This window comes from Aquimarina sp. AU58, assembly GCF_900312745.1.
GTDB classification, from domain to species: Bacteria; Bacteroidota; Bacteroidia; order Flavobacteriales; family Flavobacteriaceae; genus Aquimarina; species Aquimarina spinulae.
Window position 1 is genome coordinate 1 of sequence record NZ_OMPD01000014.1, and the last position, 17636, is coordinate 17636.

The 17636-nt window shown below is 33.4% G+C and carries 14 protein-coding genes; 10 read left to right on the forward strand and 4 right to left on the reverse strand.

Going from position 1 to position 17636, the window contains the following annotated elements:
* Positions 1-209: type IX secretion system membrane protein PorP/SprF (locus DK441_RS11685; RefSeq protein ID WP_160112064.1), on the forward strand; the 209-nt coding region annotated here is incomplete at its 5' end.
* 111 nt (positions 210-320) lie between these two features.
* On the opposite strand, the gene DK441_RS11690 is transcribed toward DK441_RS11685, so the two are convergent.
* From DK441_RS11690 to DK441_RS26555, 3 genes are all read right to left on the reverse strand, one after another.
* Positions 321-749, reverse strand: a complete 429-nt coding sequence (locus DK441_RS11690) for a DoxX family protein (RefSeq protein ID WP_370444316.1) — start codon at positions 747-749, stop codon at positions 321-323.
* Positions 750-852: 103 nt separating this feature from the next.
* Positions 853-2007 (reverse strand): DNA polymerase III subunit, encoded by a 1155-nt coding sequence (locus tag DK441_RS11695; protein WP_074405907.1) that lies wholly within the window; start codon positions 2005-2007, stop codon positions 853-855.
* Positions 2008-2246: 239 nt separating this feature from the next.
* Complete coding sequence (locus DK441_RS26555) at positions 2247-2423, reverse strand: hypothetical protein (RefSeq protein ID WP_160112065.1); 177 nt, start codon at positions 2421-2423, stop codon at positions 2247-2249.
* A 375-nt stretch (positions 2424-2798) separates the two neighbouring features.
* Here DK441_RS26555 and pgk point away from each other — a divergent pair, with 375 nt between their 5' ends.
* The 5 genes from pgk (at position 2799) to DK441_RS11720 (ending at position 11859) form a co-directional block, all read left to right on the forward strand.
* Positions 2799-3989, forward strand: coding sequence for a phosphoglycerate kinase (pgk, locus tag DK441_RS11700; RefSeq protein WP_109098897.1), 1191 nt, complete (start codon positions 2799-2801; stop codon positions 3987-3989).
* A 208-nt stretch (positions 3990-4197) separates the two neighbouring features.
* On the forward strand, positions 4198-5826 hold the full coding sequence (locus tag DK441_RS11705) for a LysM peptidoglycan-binding domain-containing protein (protein WP_235015756.1): 1629 nt from the start codon (positions 4198-4200) through the stop codon (positions 5824-5826).
* Positions 5827-5846: 20 nt separating this feature from the next.
* On the forward strand, positions 5847-6845 hold the full coding sequence (locus DK441_RS11710) for a DUF4837 family protein (protein WP_074405904.1): 999 nt from the start codon (positions 5847-5849) through the stop codon (positions 6843-6845).
* A gap of 190 nt (positions 6846-7035) precedes the next feature.
* A complete protein-coding gene (locus DK441_RS11715) occupies positions 7036-9162 on the forward strand; it encodes a Tex family protein (RefSeq protein ID WP_109098899.1) in 2127 nt (708 codons plus the stop codon).
* Positions 9163-9516: 354 nt separating this feature from the next.
* Entirely contained in the window at positions 9517-11859 is a 2343-nt protein-coding gene (locus DK441_RS11720; protein ID WP_160112066.1) for a glycoside hydrolase family 9 protein, read from the forward strand.
* Positions 11860-11949: 90 nt separating this feature from the next.
* On the opposite strand, the gene DK441_RS11725 is transcribed toward DK441_RS11720, so the two are convergent.
* Complete coding sequence (locus DK441_RS11725; protein ID WP_025665469.1) at positions 11950-12138, reverse strand: twin-arginine translocase TatA/TatE family subunit; 189 nt, start codon at positions 12136-12138, stop codon at positions 11950-11952.
* Between the two features lie 365 nt (positions 12139-12503).
* Here DK441_RS11725 and DK441_RS11730 point away from each other — a divergent pair, with 365 nt between their 5' ends.
* Genes DK441_RS11730 through DK441_RS11745 form a run of 4 tightly spaced genes read left to right on the forward strand, consistent with a single transcriptional unit; the run spans position 12504 to position 17636 of the window.
* A complete protein-coding gene (locus DK441_RS11730) occupies positions 12504-13376 on the forward strand; it encodes a M23 family metallopeptidase (protein ID WP_109098901.1) in 873 nt (290 codons plus the stop codon).
* A 6-nt stretch (positions 13377-13382) separates the two neighbouring features.
* On the forward strand, positions 13383-14882 hold the full coding sequence (locus DK441_RS11735; protein ID WP_109098902.1) for a GH3 auxin-responsive promoter family protein: 1500 nt from the start codon (positions 13383-13385) through the stop codon (positions 14880-14882).
* A 55-nt stretch (positions 14883-14937) separates the two neighbouring features.
* Complete coding sequence (locus DK441_RS11740; protein WP_109098903.1) at positions 14938-16632, forward strand: hypothetical protein; 1695 nt, start codon at positions 14938-14940, stop codon at positions 16630-16632.
* A gap of 5 nt (positions 16633-16637) precedes the next feature.
* A complete protein-coding gene (locus tag DK441_RS11745) occupies positions 16638-17636 on the forward strand; it encodes a hypothetical protein (RefSeq protein WP_109098904.1) in 999 nt (332 codons plus the stop codon).

A 17636-nucleotide genomic window follows, 5' to 3' on the forward strand; every position in this document is an offset into this window, starting at 1 on the left:
TTAGTCTTCGATCTTTGGTTGATCAGGATTTTAAACCACTTTCTGTTTCTCCTATGTTGGGGATCAAAAAAGCTAATTTTTATGTTGCGTATGGATATCAGATTAACGTAAACGAAGTTTTACAACCAACCACAGCAGCAGGATCACATATGATCACGCTAGGATTTGATTTTGGTTGTAGACAAAGTAAATGTGGATGTACCTATTAATAAGATTTTAAAAGAAATTCTAAAATCCTGCTTTAAACAAAGCAGGATTTTTTTTGCCTAATTATTTACTTCTAAAACTGTATCGCACCGATTAAATAGAAATGACACTAACTAATTAATGTGCTTCAGTACTATAAAATGTTTTATAAAGAAACTACATATAACCCAAAGATGGCCACTACAAAGTAACAGGTGATTGTTAAGGCCCCTTGATAGTCTTTTGCTACTTTGTCCAAAAAGCAACATTAAAAGCGTTATACACGCTAAAAACATAGCCAAAACGGCATAACATGTAATATCATCTGTAATAAGATAATAGATACCAAAAACGCAGCATACTGCCGTAATCATTTCAATGATTAAAACAATTGTTAAAAGAAGAGGAACCATATTCCCCATAAAAGTAGAAGCAAAATGTTCTTTTAGCCAACTAAGGTTTCCTTTCCAATCGATTATTTTATCGATCCCAGATTGCAAAAAAGTAATGAGAAGAAATAATAAGATGGTTATTGAAACAATATTATTTATAAAATTATCCATGTGAGATTAGTTTAGAGTATCAAATATAGAATAAGATTTGGGACTAAAAAATGTTGATTTTTAATTTACCATCCTTAAGTATTAATAGGCAGTAAACTATATATTATGAACTTTTTTTATGTAATAATCGAGTAAGTTTTATAGAGAGATCGGTAAGTATTATTTTTGCATTACCATTTCGTTCTATATGATAAGCAGCATCCTGAAGTTCGTTACAGATATCCATAATATTGGCACCGTGTATGAAAGGAGCAAAGTTTTTTAATTTAAAACCATTTGTATTTGGTTCTAGAAATACCAAATCTTCTGCACCATAATTAAGTAACATTGCCTGTCTGAAAAAATCCAGGCAATATTTCAGAAACTTTTTTTGTGTTTCTCTTCCTGTACCTGCTATAGATTCACTCCAGGTGATTAAGTCATTTACAGCAGATTTATTCCCTTTGGCCTTAAATGCTGTACGTACCCATTGTATAAACCAATCTTCAAATTGATCATCACCACCATCATGGTGCAGCAGATGTAAAGCTTTACTATAATCGCCATTAGCCTGATGTGCTATTTTTAAAGCATCGCTATCAGAAAGATTTTCTTTTTTCTGAAGTGCTTCTTTTATTACCTGTTCTCCCAAAGGAGGAAAATGTAATACCTGGCATCTGGATCTAATGGTTTGTATAAGCTGCTCCTCATCTTCTGTGATAAGTATAAATATCGTTTTCTCAGGAGGCTCTTCAATTAATTTAAGAAGCTTATTAGAAGCGGCGATATTCATTTTATCTGCCATCCAGATCAACATTATTTTATACCCCCCTTCATAGCTTTTTAACGAAAGTTTTTTAACGATTTCAAGAGCTTCATCTACTCCTATTTGACCCTGTTTTTTTTCAATTCCAAGAGAAAGATACCAATCAAAAATACTTCCATATGGGTTTTCATTTACGAAATGTCTCCACTCCTCTGCAAATTGATCAGATGTGGGATGTTTTTTTACCTTATCATTTACAGCAACAGGGTATACAAAATGCAAATCAGGATGCGCCAGATGATCAAATTTTACATTACATGACTCAAGACCATTTGTGTTTTCTCCATTTTGATTTTGGCATAAAACATATTGCGCATAGGCAATAGCCATAGGTAAAGTTCCACTACCATTTGGGCCAACAAAAAGCTGCGCATGAGGTATTCTTTGACGATCAGCACTGGTGGTCAAATAGCTTTTGATATGTTTTAAACCTAATATTTCTGAGAAAAGCATGGGCAAATATAAGGGATACCTAAAAAAGAAAGCAGATCTATAAGATATAAAACCTGATAAAATTAAGCAATCCTTAAATAACCAATACAGTAATTAAAAGATGTAGTATTTATTTAACTTCAGGATGTGCACTCATAACAAGTATTACTTATTATATCTCTCTAGAAAATCCTTTCTATAAAATAACCAGAGCTAAACATAATTTAAATTAGTGTTGACCTTCACAGAAAATTAGGAAATTATAACCCTTTTAAATAAACTCCTAGTAGCAGAAGTACATATCCTGCCAGAACAAGCCAATTACTATTTGCTGCCAGAACAGGGTGAATATGTGAGCCTAGAAGGCCTAAAAGAACAAGTACAATACTTATGATTACTGTAATTTTTTTTGGTGTGTGTGCAGATAAATTACTCATAATTAGCTAGTTGTTTAGTGTTTTTGTAAATACAATATATAAATAATTTTTAACATAAAATCCCATTCACATGTTTTACTAATACAACGAGGGTGTTAATAGCTTCGAAGACTTATCTTATTCTAAGGTATCTAAATGGGTAAGTATGAAAATAGGATGGAGTAGTCGATTTTATAATAAACATCAAAATCGCAACTTTTTTGGTTTGATAGTAATACGATTATTTAACTATGATTCTTTTATTGAAAAAAGGATTTTTATAAAAATTTGATAAAAGTGAAAAATTACCTTTGATTTTGGGTAATTTTTCTATCAGATTTTGATGTTTTTAATGAAATAGAATTATTTTCGTTTGCGAAAAACCAATTCAGTATCATGAAGACAATTGACGATTTTAATTTTGAAAATAAAAAAGCATTAATTCGAGTAGATTTTAATGTTCCTTTAAATGAAAATTTTGAAGTAACAGATGACACTAGGATTCAGGCTGCAAAACCCACGATAATTAAGGTTTTAGAAGATGGAGGAAGTGCGATCTTGATGTCTCATTTAGGTAGACCAAAAGGAGTTCAGGATGAATTTTCATTAAGACATATCGTAGAAAAAGTTGCAGATATTCTTGGAGTTCAGGTAAAATATGTAGCTAACTGTGTTGGTCAGGAGGCAGAAGATGCTGTTGCAGCGTTAAACTCTGGTGAAGTTTTATTATTAGAAAACCTAAGATTTCACCCTAATGAAACAAGTGGAGATGCTGTTTTTGCAGAGCAATTGTCAAAATTGGGAGATATCTATATAAATGATGCATTTGGTACAGCTCACAGAGCACATGCTTCTACTACTATTATAGCACAATTTTTTCCTGAGCGAAAATGTTTTGGTAGCTTATTAGCAAAAGAAATAGAAAGTATTGATAAAGTATTAAGAAGTGGAGAGAAGCCAGTGACTGCTGTTTTGGGAGGATCAAAAGTATCTTCAAAAATTACGATAATCGAGAATATTCTGGATAAAATAGATCACTTGATTATTGGGGGAGGAATGACCTATACTTTTATTAAAGCTCTCGGAGGCCAAATAGGGGATTCTATTTGTGAAGATGATAAACAAGAGCTGGCATTAGAGATTTTAAGAAAAGCTAAAGAAAAAGGAGTAGAAATTCACCTTCCTGTTGATGTATTGGGAGCAGATGCATTTGATAATAATGCAAACACTAAGGTTGTTGCTGTTAATACAATTCCTGATGGTTGGCAAGGACTTGATGTTGGGCCCGAAACAATGAAAGCTTTTCATGACGTAATTTTGAAATCGAAAACCATATTATGGAATGGGCCACTAGGTGTTTTTGAGATGGAAAATTTTGCTAAAGGAACAATAGCATTAGGACACTCTATAGCAGAAGCTACAGCAAGTGGAGCATTCTCTCTTGTAGGAGGAGGAGATTCTGTAGCAGCAGTAAAACAATTTGGTTTTGGCACTAAAGTAAGTTATGTTTCTACAGGAGGAGGAGCTATGCTAGAAAGCTTAGAAGGTAAAACATTACCAGGAATAGCAGCAATAGAAAATGAATAGCACCTAATTTTGTAGGAAAACACTTAATTTTTATAAAAATTATGAAAAAACGGTTGTTTTAACCGTTTTTTTAATGTTTTTAACGCCTTGATTTTTTGCAGTTTAGAAAAAAAAGTGCGATTTTCGCTGCTGTATTGTTGATAACATGTTAAAAACAATGCAAATAGCCCCAATTTTCTGTTGAACTAAAAGCAAATGCATTTGTAAGATGAATAACTATTGCACATTATTTCTTTCTTTTCTATTAGTTTCGGTTTCGTTAATGGGACAAGAAACATCATCAGAGAAACAATCAACCCCTCCAAATACCAAGGAGATTGTACTTAATAAGACTCAGGATTTAAAACAAGATACAGTTCGAGTCGTAGATACAACTCAAGTAATCAAAACAACGGGAGAACTACAGACAACTACCATAACATCGACAAGTGTAAAAGATAGTGTGATTTATGTAGCAAATGACCATCCGAAGATGTCACAGTTAGACTCTATCTGGAAACAAGAATTATATAACTCTAACCTTTTTGATACCATTTACAAATCAGTTACCAAACTGAAATATGAACCCGTAGAATATGTTGATCTTCCTACCGATACGTTAAAAGCAAGATTGGCAGAACTAAATGCACGTACACCTTTTAATGTAGAGTACAATCCTTCATTAGAGAGTGTAATCAAGAGGTATTTAAAAAACAGACACAAACATTTAGAACGCTTAATGGCACTAAGCGAATTTTATTTTCCACTTTTTGAGCAGGAGCTAGACAATCAGAACATTCCTTTAGAAATAAAATACCTTGCTATTGTAGAGTCTGCTTTAAAACCTAGAGCAAAATCTAGAGTTGGAGCTACAGGATTATGGCAATTTATGTTTGGCACCGGTAAAATGTTTGGTTTAGAAGTAAGTTCATATGTAGATGAGCGTATGGATCCGATAATGTCTACCAAAGCTGCTTGCAAGTATCTTTCTAATTTGTATAAAGTATTTGGAGATTGGGATCTTGCTTTGGCTTCATATAATTCGGGCCCCGGTAATGTAACCAAAGCCATTCGCCGTAGTGGAGGATATACAAACTATTGGAATATCAGACATAACCTTCCTAGAGAAACTGCGGGGTACTTACCCGCTTTTTTGGCAACAATGTACATTTTTGAGTATGCAGACAAACATGGTTTTAAACCTAGAAAACCAGAGTTTGCATATTTTGAAACCGATACCATTCGAGTAAAACAAATGATCACATTAGATCAGGTTTCAGAATATATCAATATTGATATCGAAGAATTACAATTTCTAAATCCTTCCTATAAATTAGATATCATTCCATATATCAAAGATGAAGATTATGTATTGCGATTACCGCTGGATAAGATAGGTCCTTTTGTTGCTAATGAAGATCAAATCTATACATTGGCAAAGGCAGAATTTGATAAGCGCGAAAAACCATTACCTAAATATCGTGAGGCAAATGATCGGATTCGATATCGAGTACGTAGCGGCGACTATTTAGGAAAAATCGCAAGACGCTATGGTGTTAGAGTAAGTCAAATTAAAAAGTGGAATGGTTTACGAAGTAATAATCTTAGAATTGGTCAACGTCTTACCATTTACCCTCGTAGACCAGTAGTAAGTAAACCCAGAAAAACTACAACAAAAAAAACTTTAACTAAGGTTGCAGCTAATAGCTCAGAGGTATATACTGTTAAGACAGGAGACACTTTATGGAGTATTTCACAAAAATTTAAAGGAGTATCTGTCGAAAATCTTAAAAATTGGAACGATATTAGTGGTAGTGGTATAAAACCAGGTATGACACTGAAACTTTCAAAATCATAACCGCTAACTATTTCTATCTTATGAGAAAATTATCCCTCGCAATTATTTGCCTGCTTTGTATTGTTAGTTGTACAGAAGAGGTTAAAAAAGAAAAAAGCCAGAAGAGTCAGGAGTCTATGGCACACTCTAATGGAAGAATAAATCATCTTTCTGTGGTTGTAGATAATGAACTATGGAACAGTAATGTTGGTGATACTATAAGAAAATATTTTGGAGCCGAAGTGCCGGGTCTACCTCAAGAAGAACCATTATTTACATTGCGACAGGTACCAATGGAAGCCTTTACCGGACTTACAAAACAGAGCCGTATTTTTCTGTGGATTAAAAAAGAAGATGGAGGAGAAAATAAATATGGATTATTAAAAAATAAATTTTCTAATCCTCAAATCGGTGCTGTAATTTCTGGAGCTACAGATGATGACATTACTACTTTGATTCGAGAGAAGCATGAAATGATCGTTTCAAAATATAAATCTTTAGAAACCAAAGAGAAACAAGCTATTATTAAAAAGTCCTTAGAGAGGATTCCACAGCTACAAGAAAAATTAGGAATCACTTTAAATATTCCTTCGGCATATCGTATCGCTACTGAAGAAGACAAGTTTTTTTGGATACGTAAAAATGTTAAACATGGTAGTATGAATCTTATGATCTATGAATTACCATTAGGAACGGTAACCAAAGATTCTAATACAGTTTCTAGTATCATAAAAATGAGAGATTCTATAGGAACAGTAAAAATTCCTACTCCAGAAGTTGGTCATTTTATTACAGAAGAGGCATATGCACCTTATCTTTACGAAATTGAGTTAGATAATAGGTTTACTTTCGAGACCAAAGGAACCTGGGAGATCAAAGATCGTTTTATGGCAGGCCCATTTGTTAATTATGCCATAGAAGATATTGCTAATAATAGACTAATGGTATTAGAAGGATTTGTATTTGCTCCTTCGGTTAGTAAAAGGGATAATATGTTTGAGCTCGAAGCTATTATAAAGTCTATAAAGTTTGATAAATAAAACAACTATCATTTTCTTATCTGATATGTAGTAGTAGAAATATAGCTTCAATACATACATATTTAGGTATCACATAGAGATATGTATACGAAAATTAATTTTTTAAAAAAATTGTAGAAAACTTTCTCCTCAGTATAAAATAATCTTTCATTTTTGGCATTATATTTAGCGATTCCAAAAACTTGATTTTATGAGTATCGTTTCTTTTATAGCGAAGCAGATTCCTGTTTCAGAAAAACAAATTGCTAAAACTATCTCCTTACTAGATGATGGGGCTACGATTCCTTTTATCTCTAGATACCGTAAAGAGATGACAGGAGATCTTGATGAGGTAGCTATCGGTGAAATTGTAAAACATAAAACAGCTTTTGAAGCTTTAGTAAAAAGAAAAGAAAGTGTATTAGCCACAATCAAAGAACAAGAAGCTTTAACACCAGAGTTGGAGAAAAAAATTCTGGCTGCCGATACACTTACACAAGTAGAGGATTTGTATTTACCATACAAGAAAAAAAGAAAAACCAGAGCTACTGTCGCCAAAGAACTAGGATTAGAACCTTTGGCAAAGATCATTATGCAACAAAAAGAGGAAGAAATCCTTTTTGTAGCTTCACAATACCTAAACGATACTGTTACTAGTGAAGAGCTCGCATTACAGGGAGCAAGAGATATTATAGCAGAATGGGTTAATGAAGATGAAAAAATAAGAAATAGATTACGAAGACTATATCAACGCAAAGCTACAATAACCTCTACCATAATCAAGACAAAAAAGGATGATGTAGCTGCTCAGAAATACTTACAATATTTTGATTGGGAAGAACCTCTGCATAAGTGTCCATCGCATCGGCTATTAGCAATTTTAAGGGCCGAAAACGAAAAAGTAGTAAGAGTAAAAATTACAGTACCAGAAGATGATGCATTAGATATCATAGATAGTGTGATGATCAAAACAAATGTTGAAGCTTGTACAGATCATATGTTTTTGGCAGGTTCTGATGCTTATAAACGATTGTTAACACCAGCAATCTCTACAGAAATACTCAATCAATTTAAAGAAAAAGCAGATGATAATGCTATAAAAGTTTTTGCACAAAATTTAAAACAATTACTATTAGCCTCACCACTAGGGCAAAAGAGAATATTAGCTTTGGATCCAGGTTTTAAATCAGGATGTAAAGTAGTTTGTCTAGACAATCAAGGTGATTTACTGCATAATGAGAATATTTATCCCCACCCTCCACAACGAGAAGTAACAGGGGCAATCAAGAAAATCAGATCTCTGGTAAATGCATATAAGATTGAAGCTATTGCAATAGGAAACGGAACCGCTGCCAGAGAAACAGAAGCTTTTATTAAAAAAATACCGTTTGAAAAACCAATACAGGTATTTATGGTAAATGAAAGTGGAGCTTCAGTATACTCAGCATCCAAAATTGCCAGAGCAGAGTTTCCCACTTATGATGTAACTGTGCGTGGTGCAGTATCTATCGGAAGACGATTAGCCGATCCTTTGGCAGAATTAGTAAAAATTGACCCAAAAGCTATTGGAGTGGGTCAGTATCAACATGATGTGGATCAATCTAAGCTCAAAAACGAATTGGATACGGTAGTAATGAGTTGTGTAAACGGTGTGGGTATTAATGTAAATACCGCTAGTGTTCCGCTATTAAGTTATGTTTCGGGTATTGGTGAAAAACTTGCAGAGAATATTGTAGCGTATCGATCAGAAAATGGAGCGATACAATCACGCGAAGAACTCAAAAAAGTGCCAAGATTGGGAGGAAAAGCCTATGAACAAGCAGCAGCTTTTTTACGAATAACTAGTCCTAAAAACCCACTTGATAATTCTGCAGTACACCCAGAGCGATATAAATTGGTTTCGAAAATGGCAAAAGACGCAGGAGTTCCTATAAACGAATTAATAGGGAATAGAGAGGCCATTACAAAAATCAAACTACAAAACTATATTACAGATGAGGTAGGGCTTCCCACATTAACCGATATTGTGAGAGAATTAGAAAAACCTGGTGTAGACCCAAGAAAAAAGGTAACCGTCTTTGAGTTTGATCCTAATGTAAAAACCATAGAAGACATAAAAACAGGAATGAAACTACCAGGAATTGTAAATAATATTACAAATTTTGGATGTTTTGTCGATATAGGGATTAAGGAAAGCGGATTAATTCATATCTCAAAATTAGCAAACGAATATATTAGCGATGTAAACGCTGTAGTACAATTACATCAACACTTGATGGTTACCGTAATAGAAGTGGATATAAACAGAAAGAGAATTCAACTTTCTCTAATAGACTAAAATATACAGTCAAAAAACATAATAATTTCTCGTTTTCATACTAAACACAAATTAAGACCTCTATCAATTTCTCGATTTATGAATTGAAAAGATACATTCGTTAGCTGAAACTGTATAGCTATCAATTCTATATCGTAATTATTTTCTGATATGCATATGTTTGATTTTTTTAAGACAAAAGAATCAGTAAAAAACACCTGTTTTTAAAGCTTTAAGAAACCCAGGAAATTTTGGTAGGTTATCATGAAAAAATACTTGTATTTAATTTTAATATTTGTTTTTAAAATTGTTTCAGCGCAATCTATCGTCGATGTGCATACAGCTAACACAAATGTTATTGTAGTTGTTCTAGAAATGAGCGTAGAAAATCGAGATGTAATTCCTTCTCCCTCTGGTTGGACTGTAAACGGCACTATTCCTATTTCTATAGGAAGAGGGACTAGTGTTTATGACGAAAGAAAGTATGATTGGACCGTGGGATATTATGAGATTTTTGTACGACATAATATATATCTCGAATTAAATCAAAACTTAGCAAATAATACAAACTATACTATAGTAAGCCCCTACGGCACTACATCATTAGCTTTTTCTGATACAGAAGTGTTTTGCGAATCAATTAAAGTAAATCAAGAAGGGTATAGCGGAAATGCAACAGGAAATTATGCCAATTTTGGATATTACGGCGGCAATCTTGGATCCACAATGTTTGATGTGATACCAGATTACCAGATAGTTAATGAGAATAATACTGTGATTACTTCAGGAAAACTGATCTATTGGGGAGATGATACCGGTATAGGACTGGCAACTTCTGGTGAACACGTATACAGGATAGACCTATCAAATGTTCCTGTAGGAGGGCCATACCATATTGTTGTAAATGGTGTTGGTAGATCTTATTCCTTTGGCGTTGGGAATAACTATTTACGCAAAATAGCCGAAGTTCATGCGCGGGGGATGTTTCATCAACGTTGTGGTATCGAACTCAAAAGACCATATACAGAATATGAAAGAGAAATATGCCATGAAGAAAGTGCTTTTACTATGGATACATGGTCTTCTTCGAGTTTTATTGATGTGCCAGACGATGCAGAAATGCATGCTGTTATAGGTGGATATCATGATGCTGGGGATTTTGACAGACGGCCTTATCATACGGTTATTCCGATAACAATGCTCTCAACTTTTGAAGCATTTCCTCAAAATTTTATTGATAGGCAATATAATATTCCAGAATCGGGAAATGGAATTCCCGATTTTCTTGATGAAGCTTTATGGGGTGTTTTAATTTGGGAGAATTTACAACTAAATCAAAATAACTGGGATAACTCAGATGATTTTGGAGGTGTAATGCAAGGAACAGAAACAATGGCGCATCCAACATATGGAGCACATAGAGCTGATTATGAAGATAATCGCCAATATGGAACTTTTGAGGTTGGGATAAAAACAACTCTTGAAGCAGCCGGAATGTTTGCACAAGCTTCCAGGATTATCGAACCTTATGACTCTGACAGGGCTTCGGATTTGTTTGCAAAGGCAGAACAAGCATGGTCATACATTGACAAAAATTATGTTTCCGGAACACATCGTGGAGCTATGCTGTATGCCGCGTTGCAAATGTATCTGGTTACTGCTATCGGTAATGATACAGAGGATGCACAGAATAGGTATCATACACTATTTAGAGATGAAGTAATAAATACTATCACTAACGGAGGGACATGGCCCGATCAGTACTTAGGAGGTAATATGTCTGCAACAATTAAATCTTCTCAGTTTATTAGTTATTTACTTGTAAGTGATATTTATACAGATCCCACCATCAAGGAAGGGTTGCTAAATGCACTCAAATTTCAGGCTGATACCGGAGGATATATGGGTTGGAATGAAAATGATTTTCCATATGCGCAAGGTGTTACAAAATATAATGGATGGGGAGCTTCTACTGCACAAGGTAGATATACAGAAGACCTTGGTTATATGATGCGGTTAAGCACTTCAGAAGAAGATAAGCAACATTATTATAACCAGATAAGCAATTATGCCAATTATTCTCTAGGGTTAAATCCACAAGGACATAGTTATGTAACAGGATTGGGAGATAAACAACCTATAAGTCCGGCACACCTCGATAGTTACTATACCAAATACGGTGAATCACCGGGTGGAGGTACACAACCAGTTATCGGAAATATACCTGGTATAGTCGTCTATGGCAGTACCGAGGGCAGAAGCGGGCAACAATATCAAAGAGTTATTACAGACAAACTTTATCCAGCTTGGGATGACTTACCTGGCTTAAGAAGATGGAGTGACGGATGGTCTCTCATTAATGGAAATGAATTTACTACTTGGGAAACAATGGTTTGGAATGTATGTATGTTTGGAATTCTTTATGACGCTTCCAGTGATGAAACAGTAGTAATAGACGAAGTAGATCTAGATGATTTGAACGAACCTTACAACGAACTTATTGTTTATCCTAATCCTTCAGAAAATATCATAAATATTAGCTATTCTGAATTAGAAGGAACCAGAGTAGAGATAATAGATATGATAGGTAAAAGAATTTATCGTGAAGTAGCGAGTCAAAATGAACACTTTATTAGGCACTCGTTTGCAAAAGGAGTATATTTTTTAACTGTTTCTAAAAAAGGAGAAACTCTCGTTAAAAAATTTATTGTTCAATAATAATTTGATGGTATTCTATATTACATTCAGAAAAAATAAAAAAACCCAACTCTCATGAAGTTGGGTTTTATATATAAGGTGTTTCAGAAATTATTTTTTCTCATCAATCTTAGGATCTTCTTCTTCTTTTGAGGCATCCTTAAATTCTTTTATACCACTACCAAGGCCTCTCATTAGCTCGGGAATTTTCTTTCCACCAAATAAAAGCAATACAATTGCTACAATTAGAGCAATTTGCCATGGGCCAATCATTCCTAAAAATATACTAGATAATATCATGATCTTAACTATTAGATTACAAAGTTAGCAAGAAATGATTAAATATATGTTTTTAGCTGTTAAAAAACGGATTTTTATATCAATTTTATCAAAATCAATAGACGATTTACATATCAAAACCGTTGTGTTTTAATATGGAGTAAGTTGAATTTATCTCTGAAGGAATATTTACATCTCATAAGATTAACTTTTTGTAAGAAAGGCGTTTTTGATTGAAATAATAATGCAGTAATTTGATAAAAAGACAAAATTAGAAGGTAAAATGTAAATTTCGCAGGTAAAAGGTAAACCCAAGATGAGTTCATTATGTATATTTGCGATTAATGATACCGATTTGATAACATTCTTTATTGAAGATGTAATCTATGGCAAAAAAGAACAAAGAACAAAAAAAAATTACCAAGAAGCTACTTAATAAGTATCGCTTGGTTATCCTTAATGAGGATACTTTTGAGGAACGAATATCATTTAAATTAAACAGACTTAATGTTTTTGTAATGGTTACTATTACCTCAATTGTTTTGGTAGCAGGAACCACTTTTTTAATTGCATTTACGCCGCTTAGAGAATATATCCCGGGATATTCTTCTACTTCACTCAATTTGAGAGCTAACCGATTAGTGGCTACTACAGATTCTTTGGAGTCAGTGATTAATATAAATCAGGAATATTATAAATCGATCAGAAAAGTACTTACAGGAGATGTAAAAACTGTAGAATTTGATATTGATTCTGCAATACAATCCCAAAAACTAAATCCTGAAGAGGTCGATCTTAAACCTTCAGAACAAGACATAAAACTTCGTGAAGAAGTATCTAAGGAAGATAAATATAGTCTATTCGAAAGCGAAAAATCAAGCTCTGATTTTTCATTATTTCCACCGGTAAAAGGTAATATCACTTCTACCTATAACATGAATGAGAAGCATTATGGTATAGATGTAGCAGTTCCCAAGGATACTCCGGTAAAAGCAGCATCTTCTGGAACTGTAATTTTTTCTGAATGGACTGCAGAAACCGGTCATGTAATTATACTTAAGCATAGCAATAACTTACTTACAGTATATAAACATAACGCTTCTTTAACCAAGCAACAAGGAGAACAGGTTAAGGCCGGAGAAGTAATTGCTACAGCAGGTTCTACGGGAGAGTTATCTACAGGGCCTCATTTACATTTTGAATTATGGCGAGATGGATACCCAACAGATCCTTCTAATTTTATTGATTTTGAACAATAATTATCTATGTCCTTAAAAACATTAGGAGCTAAAGTATTTGCTAAGCGAATTCGCAAAAAAATTAATAAATGGGCATCGAACCCAATAAAAACTCAAGAACAAGTTTTTGCAAACCTTATAGAAAAAGCAAAAAATACGGCCTTTGGTAAAGATCATAATTTTCAGGATATAAAAACATATTCAGACTTTACACAAAATGTCCCTATACGAGATTATGAAGAATTAAAATCATATGTAAATCGTGTCGTAGCTGGCGAGAATGATGTACTTTGGCCAGGAAAACCATTATATTTTGCTAAGACATCAGGAACTACAAGTGGCGCAAAATATATTCCTCTTACAAAGGATTCTATGCCTACTCATATTAGGGCAGCTCGTAATGCAATTTTGTGCTATATTGAAGAGACCAAAAAAGCAGATTTTGTAGATGGTAAGATGATATTTCTTCAGGGGAGTCCAGAGATGAGTGAAAAGAATGGAATATTATTAGGAAGACTCTCGGGAATAGTGGCGCATTATGTACCAAAATATCTTCAAAAAAATAGAATGCCTAGCTGGGAAACTAATTGTATTGAAGATTGGGAACAAAAAGTCGATGCTATTGTTGAAGAAACAGTACATCAGAATATGAGCGTGATAAGTGGTATTCCGCCATGGGTACAAATGTATTTTGAAAAACTACAACAGAAGACAAATAAAACTATAGGAGAACTTTTTAAAGGCTTCGAACTCTTTATATACGGTGGTGTAAATTTTGAACCCTATAAAGCTACATTCGAAAAATTAATAGGCAGAAAAGTAGCAGGTATAGAATTGTATCCGGCTTCAGAAGGGTTTTTTGCATTTCAGGACAGCCAGAATGAAAAAGGAATGCTATTGCAACTGGATTCGGGGATGTTTTATGAGTTTGTAAAAGCAGATGAATTTTTTGAAGAAAACCCAAAGAGATTAACTATTGGTGAGGTCGAAATAGGAGTAAATTATGTAATGCTGGTTTCTACTAATGCTGGGTTATGGGCATATAATATTGGAGATACAGTATTGTTTACAAACACATCACCATATAGAGTAGTTGTTTCTGGTAGAATAAAGCATTTTATTTCAGCATTCGGAGAACATGTGATTGGTAAAGAAGTTGATCAGGCAATTAAGGATGGTATAGAAGCCACCGGGATAATGATTAATGATTTTACTGTAGCACCACAAGTTAATCCAGATAAGGGTGAATTGCCCTATCACGAATGGTTTATAGAATTTCTAGAAACTCCAGAAGATACAAGGAAATTAGCTTTAGAAATTGAGAATTCATTACGAAAACAGAATTCATATTATAATGATTTGATCGAGGGAAAAATATTAAGGACATTAAAAATAACCCCCGTTTCTAAAGACGGATTTAAAGATTATATGAAATCTGTAGGTAAACTAGGAGGGCAAAATAAACTTCCTAGACTTTCTAATGATAGAAATATAGTAGATGTACTTACAACTATAATAGACAAATAGTCCTAATTGAATTTTAATGTTCAGTTAGTATACTTATATTTGCTAGGAAAAATTTATGGCAAATCTTATATTACAAGGAAGAACAAGAGCTCAGGAGAGCTCTAGTGCAATTGAACGCATGTACATAACTATGCGCCATCTATTTAATAGAGGTTTTTATAAACCCATGGGAGTTTCTGGAGATACACTTAGAGAGGCATTGTTAATACTTCGCCCGGAGATCTATGGCTCTGTCGCAGAAGAAAAAGTAGAACTTAACGGGTTGCTCTATGTTATCGATCGTTTACCATTTGGTATTGAAGAATGCCGATATATTAACTTAACAAGTGACGAAGGATATAAAAATTCTCATTTTAAAGCCATAGTACCTCCCAAAAGACGTAGAAACTGCTATCGTATAGATGAGGAGCAAATGAATATCGAGATTACCAGAGGGCGATCAGAAATTTATGATATTCTTACGCACCTTACCTTTTTATTTATAGAATCACATAAGATCATGAATCGAGTAGTGATTAATGAGCAAGGAAATGTTACCAGAGATTGGCAAAAATTAGAAAAAGCCGTAACGTCTAAAAAAGATTTAACCAAAGCCGAAAGAGAAGTCGCTTTGACCCATACAGCTAATATTTTAGGAAGAACCTTTGAAGAAGTTTCTTCTGTATATGGTAGTTTTTCTTGCCCAGAAAACAAAGAACGGTTTTTGGATATTATTTATTGGTTGGGTAAGCTGGCGATAGAAGAATCAATTGAAGATGAAAAGAGAATCGTAACCTTTAGTCCAGTATTAAGAGAAAGGCTAGGTCATCATATTCATGGAGAGATTTGGGCAAATACGATTAAAAACAAATTAGAAGAATTAAATTTACTTGATCGCCCAATTCATATCATTAGTGCTAATATGCATAGTGTAATGAATACATTATACGCTTCTGTTGCTTTAAAAAATGAGTTGAAAGATAAAAGTATTTTTGACGTTTATGAATCATTAAGTGATAATAAAAATGACAAACTAAGAGCAAAAGTGCGAAAGTTAGCCTTGCAAAAAGGAATGACGTATATAGAAGATCAAAGTGGAGCAAACATAAATGTACAGATATTTGATACTGCTCAATATGCAGATTGTGAATATAAAAACCTAATAGCAGATATTGAAGATAGTGATAAACCTATAATTATCGTAATGGATTATGCATTTGGAGAACAGGCATATGAGACGATGGATGAGCTATTAAAACCATATATAACTACCCAGGGAGCCAAAACACACATTGATGTTAAATCTATTTCTATTATGGGTAAAGCGGGCATTCTTGAAGGAGGAAAAGGAGATATTATGATACCATCTGCTCATGTTTTTGAAGGGACAGCAGATAATTACCCATTTAAAAATCAGTTAAAAAAGAAAGAATTAGAGGGACATGGCATTGATATCTATGATGGAGCAATGATTACAGTTCTAGGAACGTCTTTGCAAAATAGAGATATCCTGAAGTTTTTTCATGATTCTACCTGGAATGTAATTGGACTAGAAATGGAAGGAGCACATTATCAAAAGGCGATACAATCAGCTTCAAAACTTAGAGGTAGTATCAGCCCAAAAGTAAAAGTGCGATACGCTTATTATGCTTCAGATAACCCTTTAGAAACAGGAAGTACATTAGCTTCTGGAGGACTAGGAACTACAGGAGTAAAACCAACATACCTAATAACCGAAAAAATAATAGAACAAATATTTAAAGAAAGATAATAATTATGGGTAATGAAAATTACAAAGATGAGGTAGATGTAATGCAAATTTTTGGCATGTTTAGGAAGCTTTTTAAAAGCTTTTTAAGATCGGTTATATCTGTAATTAGATTCTACAAGAAAAAAGTAATCTTATTCTCGATTTTGTTGGTTATTGGTGCAGTTATTGGTTTTTTCTTAGATCAAAATCAAGATACAAAAGGGAAGTATATACAGGAAATTATAATCGAACCTAAATACAATAGCGCAAAATATATTTATGATTTTGTAGAAGAGTTAGAAAATAATTTTCAAGACGGTATTTTTCTTAACAAACTAGGAATTAGTTTGGATCATGCTAAAAACATAAAAAAAATTACTGTCGAACCTGTGGTAAAAGGCACAGATGTTTTAGACAATTTACAGAAACGGTATAAAAATAAAGAGTTCTTTAAAGATGTTATGGAAGCCTATGAAGAAGATCAGCTAAAAGAAGAAGGATTTAGAGATTTTTATAAGCATCATAAACTTACTATTAATTTTGACAAAGCAAGTGAACATAATAGTAAAACAACTTCTTCTATTCTGGAGTATATTAAATCAAATAAATACTATCAGGAAATATCAGATCTTACACTTAAACAAAAGAAAATTGACATAGAAAGAAATAAGAAATCATTACAATTTATTGATGTGTATTTAAGTAATCTGGAAAAATCACCATTAAAGGCAGAAAACGAAGCCATTATTATTTCCTCTGGATCAGAATTGCCCATGGTTTCTATAGCTTCTCTATTACAAAAGAAAGAACTTTTAATAGAGTTGATTAATGACCAGGAACGTGCTTTGATTCTTGATAAAGAAATCTTTTCTTTTGTCGACTATGGGGATGTTATTTCAAAACGGAAGAAACTATTAAACCGTATGATGATACTAATCCCAATGCTTCTTATAGGGCTGGTTTCTTTATTCTACTTTCTTCGATATTTGAATGGAGAGATAAAAGAATTTGTTAAAGACGAATAA

Excerpts from the sequence above, each read along its gene's own strand:
- DK441_RS11690 (WP_370444316.1), bottom strand. The coding sequence starts at position 749 with ATGGATAATTTTATAAATAATATTGTTTCAATAACCATCTTATTATTT.
- DK441_RS11695 (WP_074405907.1), bottom strand. The coding sequence starts at position 2,007 with ATGCTTTTCTCAGAAATATTAGGTTTAAAACATATCAAAAGCTATTTG.
- DK441_RS26555 (WP_160112065.1), bottom strand. The coding sequence starts at position 2,423 with ATGAGTAATTTATCTGCACACACACCAAAAAAAATTACAGTAATCATA.
- pgk (WP_109098897.1), top strand. The coding sequence starts at position 2,799 with ATGAAGACAATTGACGATTTTAATTTTGAAAATAAAAAAGCATTAATT.
- DK441_RS11705 (WP_235015756.1), top strand. The coding sequence starts at position 4,198 with ATGAATAACTATTGCACATTATTTCTTTCTTTTCTATTAGTTTCGGTT.
- DK441_RS11710 (WP_074405904.1), top strand. The coding sequence starts at position 5,847 with ATGAGAAAATTATCCCTCGCAATTATTTGCCTGCTTTGTATTGTTAGT.
- DK441_RS11715 (WP_109098899.1), top strand. The coding sequence starts at position 7,036 with ATGAGTATCGTTTCTTTTATAGCGAAGCAGATTCCTGTTTCAGAAAAA.
- DK441_RS11720 (WP_160112066.1), top strand. The coding sequence starts at position 9,517 with ATGAGCGTAGAAAATCGAGATGTAATTCCTTCTCCCTCTGGTTGGACT.
- DK441_RS11725 (WP_025665469.1), bottom strand. The coding sequence starts at position 12,138 with ATGATATTATCTAGTATATTTTTAGGAATGATTGGCCCATGGCAAATT.
- DK441_RS11730 (WP_109098901.1), top strand. The coding sequence starts at position 12,504 with ATGGCAAAAAAGAACAAAGAACAAAAAAAAATTACCAAGAAGCTACTT.
- DK441_RS11735 (WP_109098902.1), top strand. The coding sequence starts at position 13,383 with ATGTCCTTAAAAACATTAGGAGCTAAAGTATTTGCTAAGCGAATTCGC.
- DK441_RS11740 (WP_109098903.1), top strand. The coding sequence starts at position 14,938 with ATGGCAAATCTTATATTACAAGGAAGAACAAGAGCTCAGGAGAGCTCT.
- DK441_RS11745 (WP_109098904.1), top strand. The coding sequence starts at position 16,638 with ATGGGTAATGAAAATTACAAAGATGAGGTAGATGTAATGCAAATTTTT.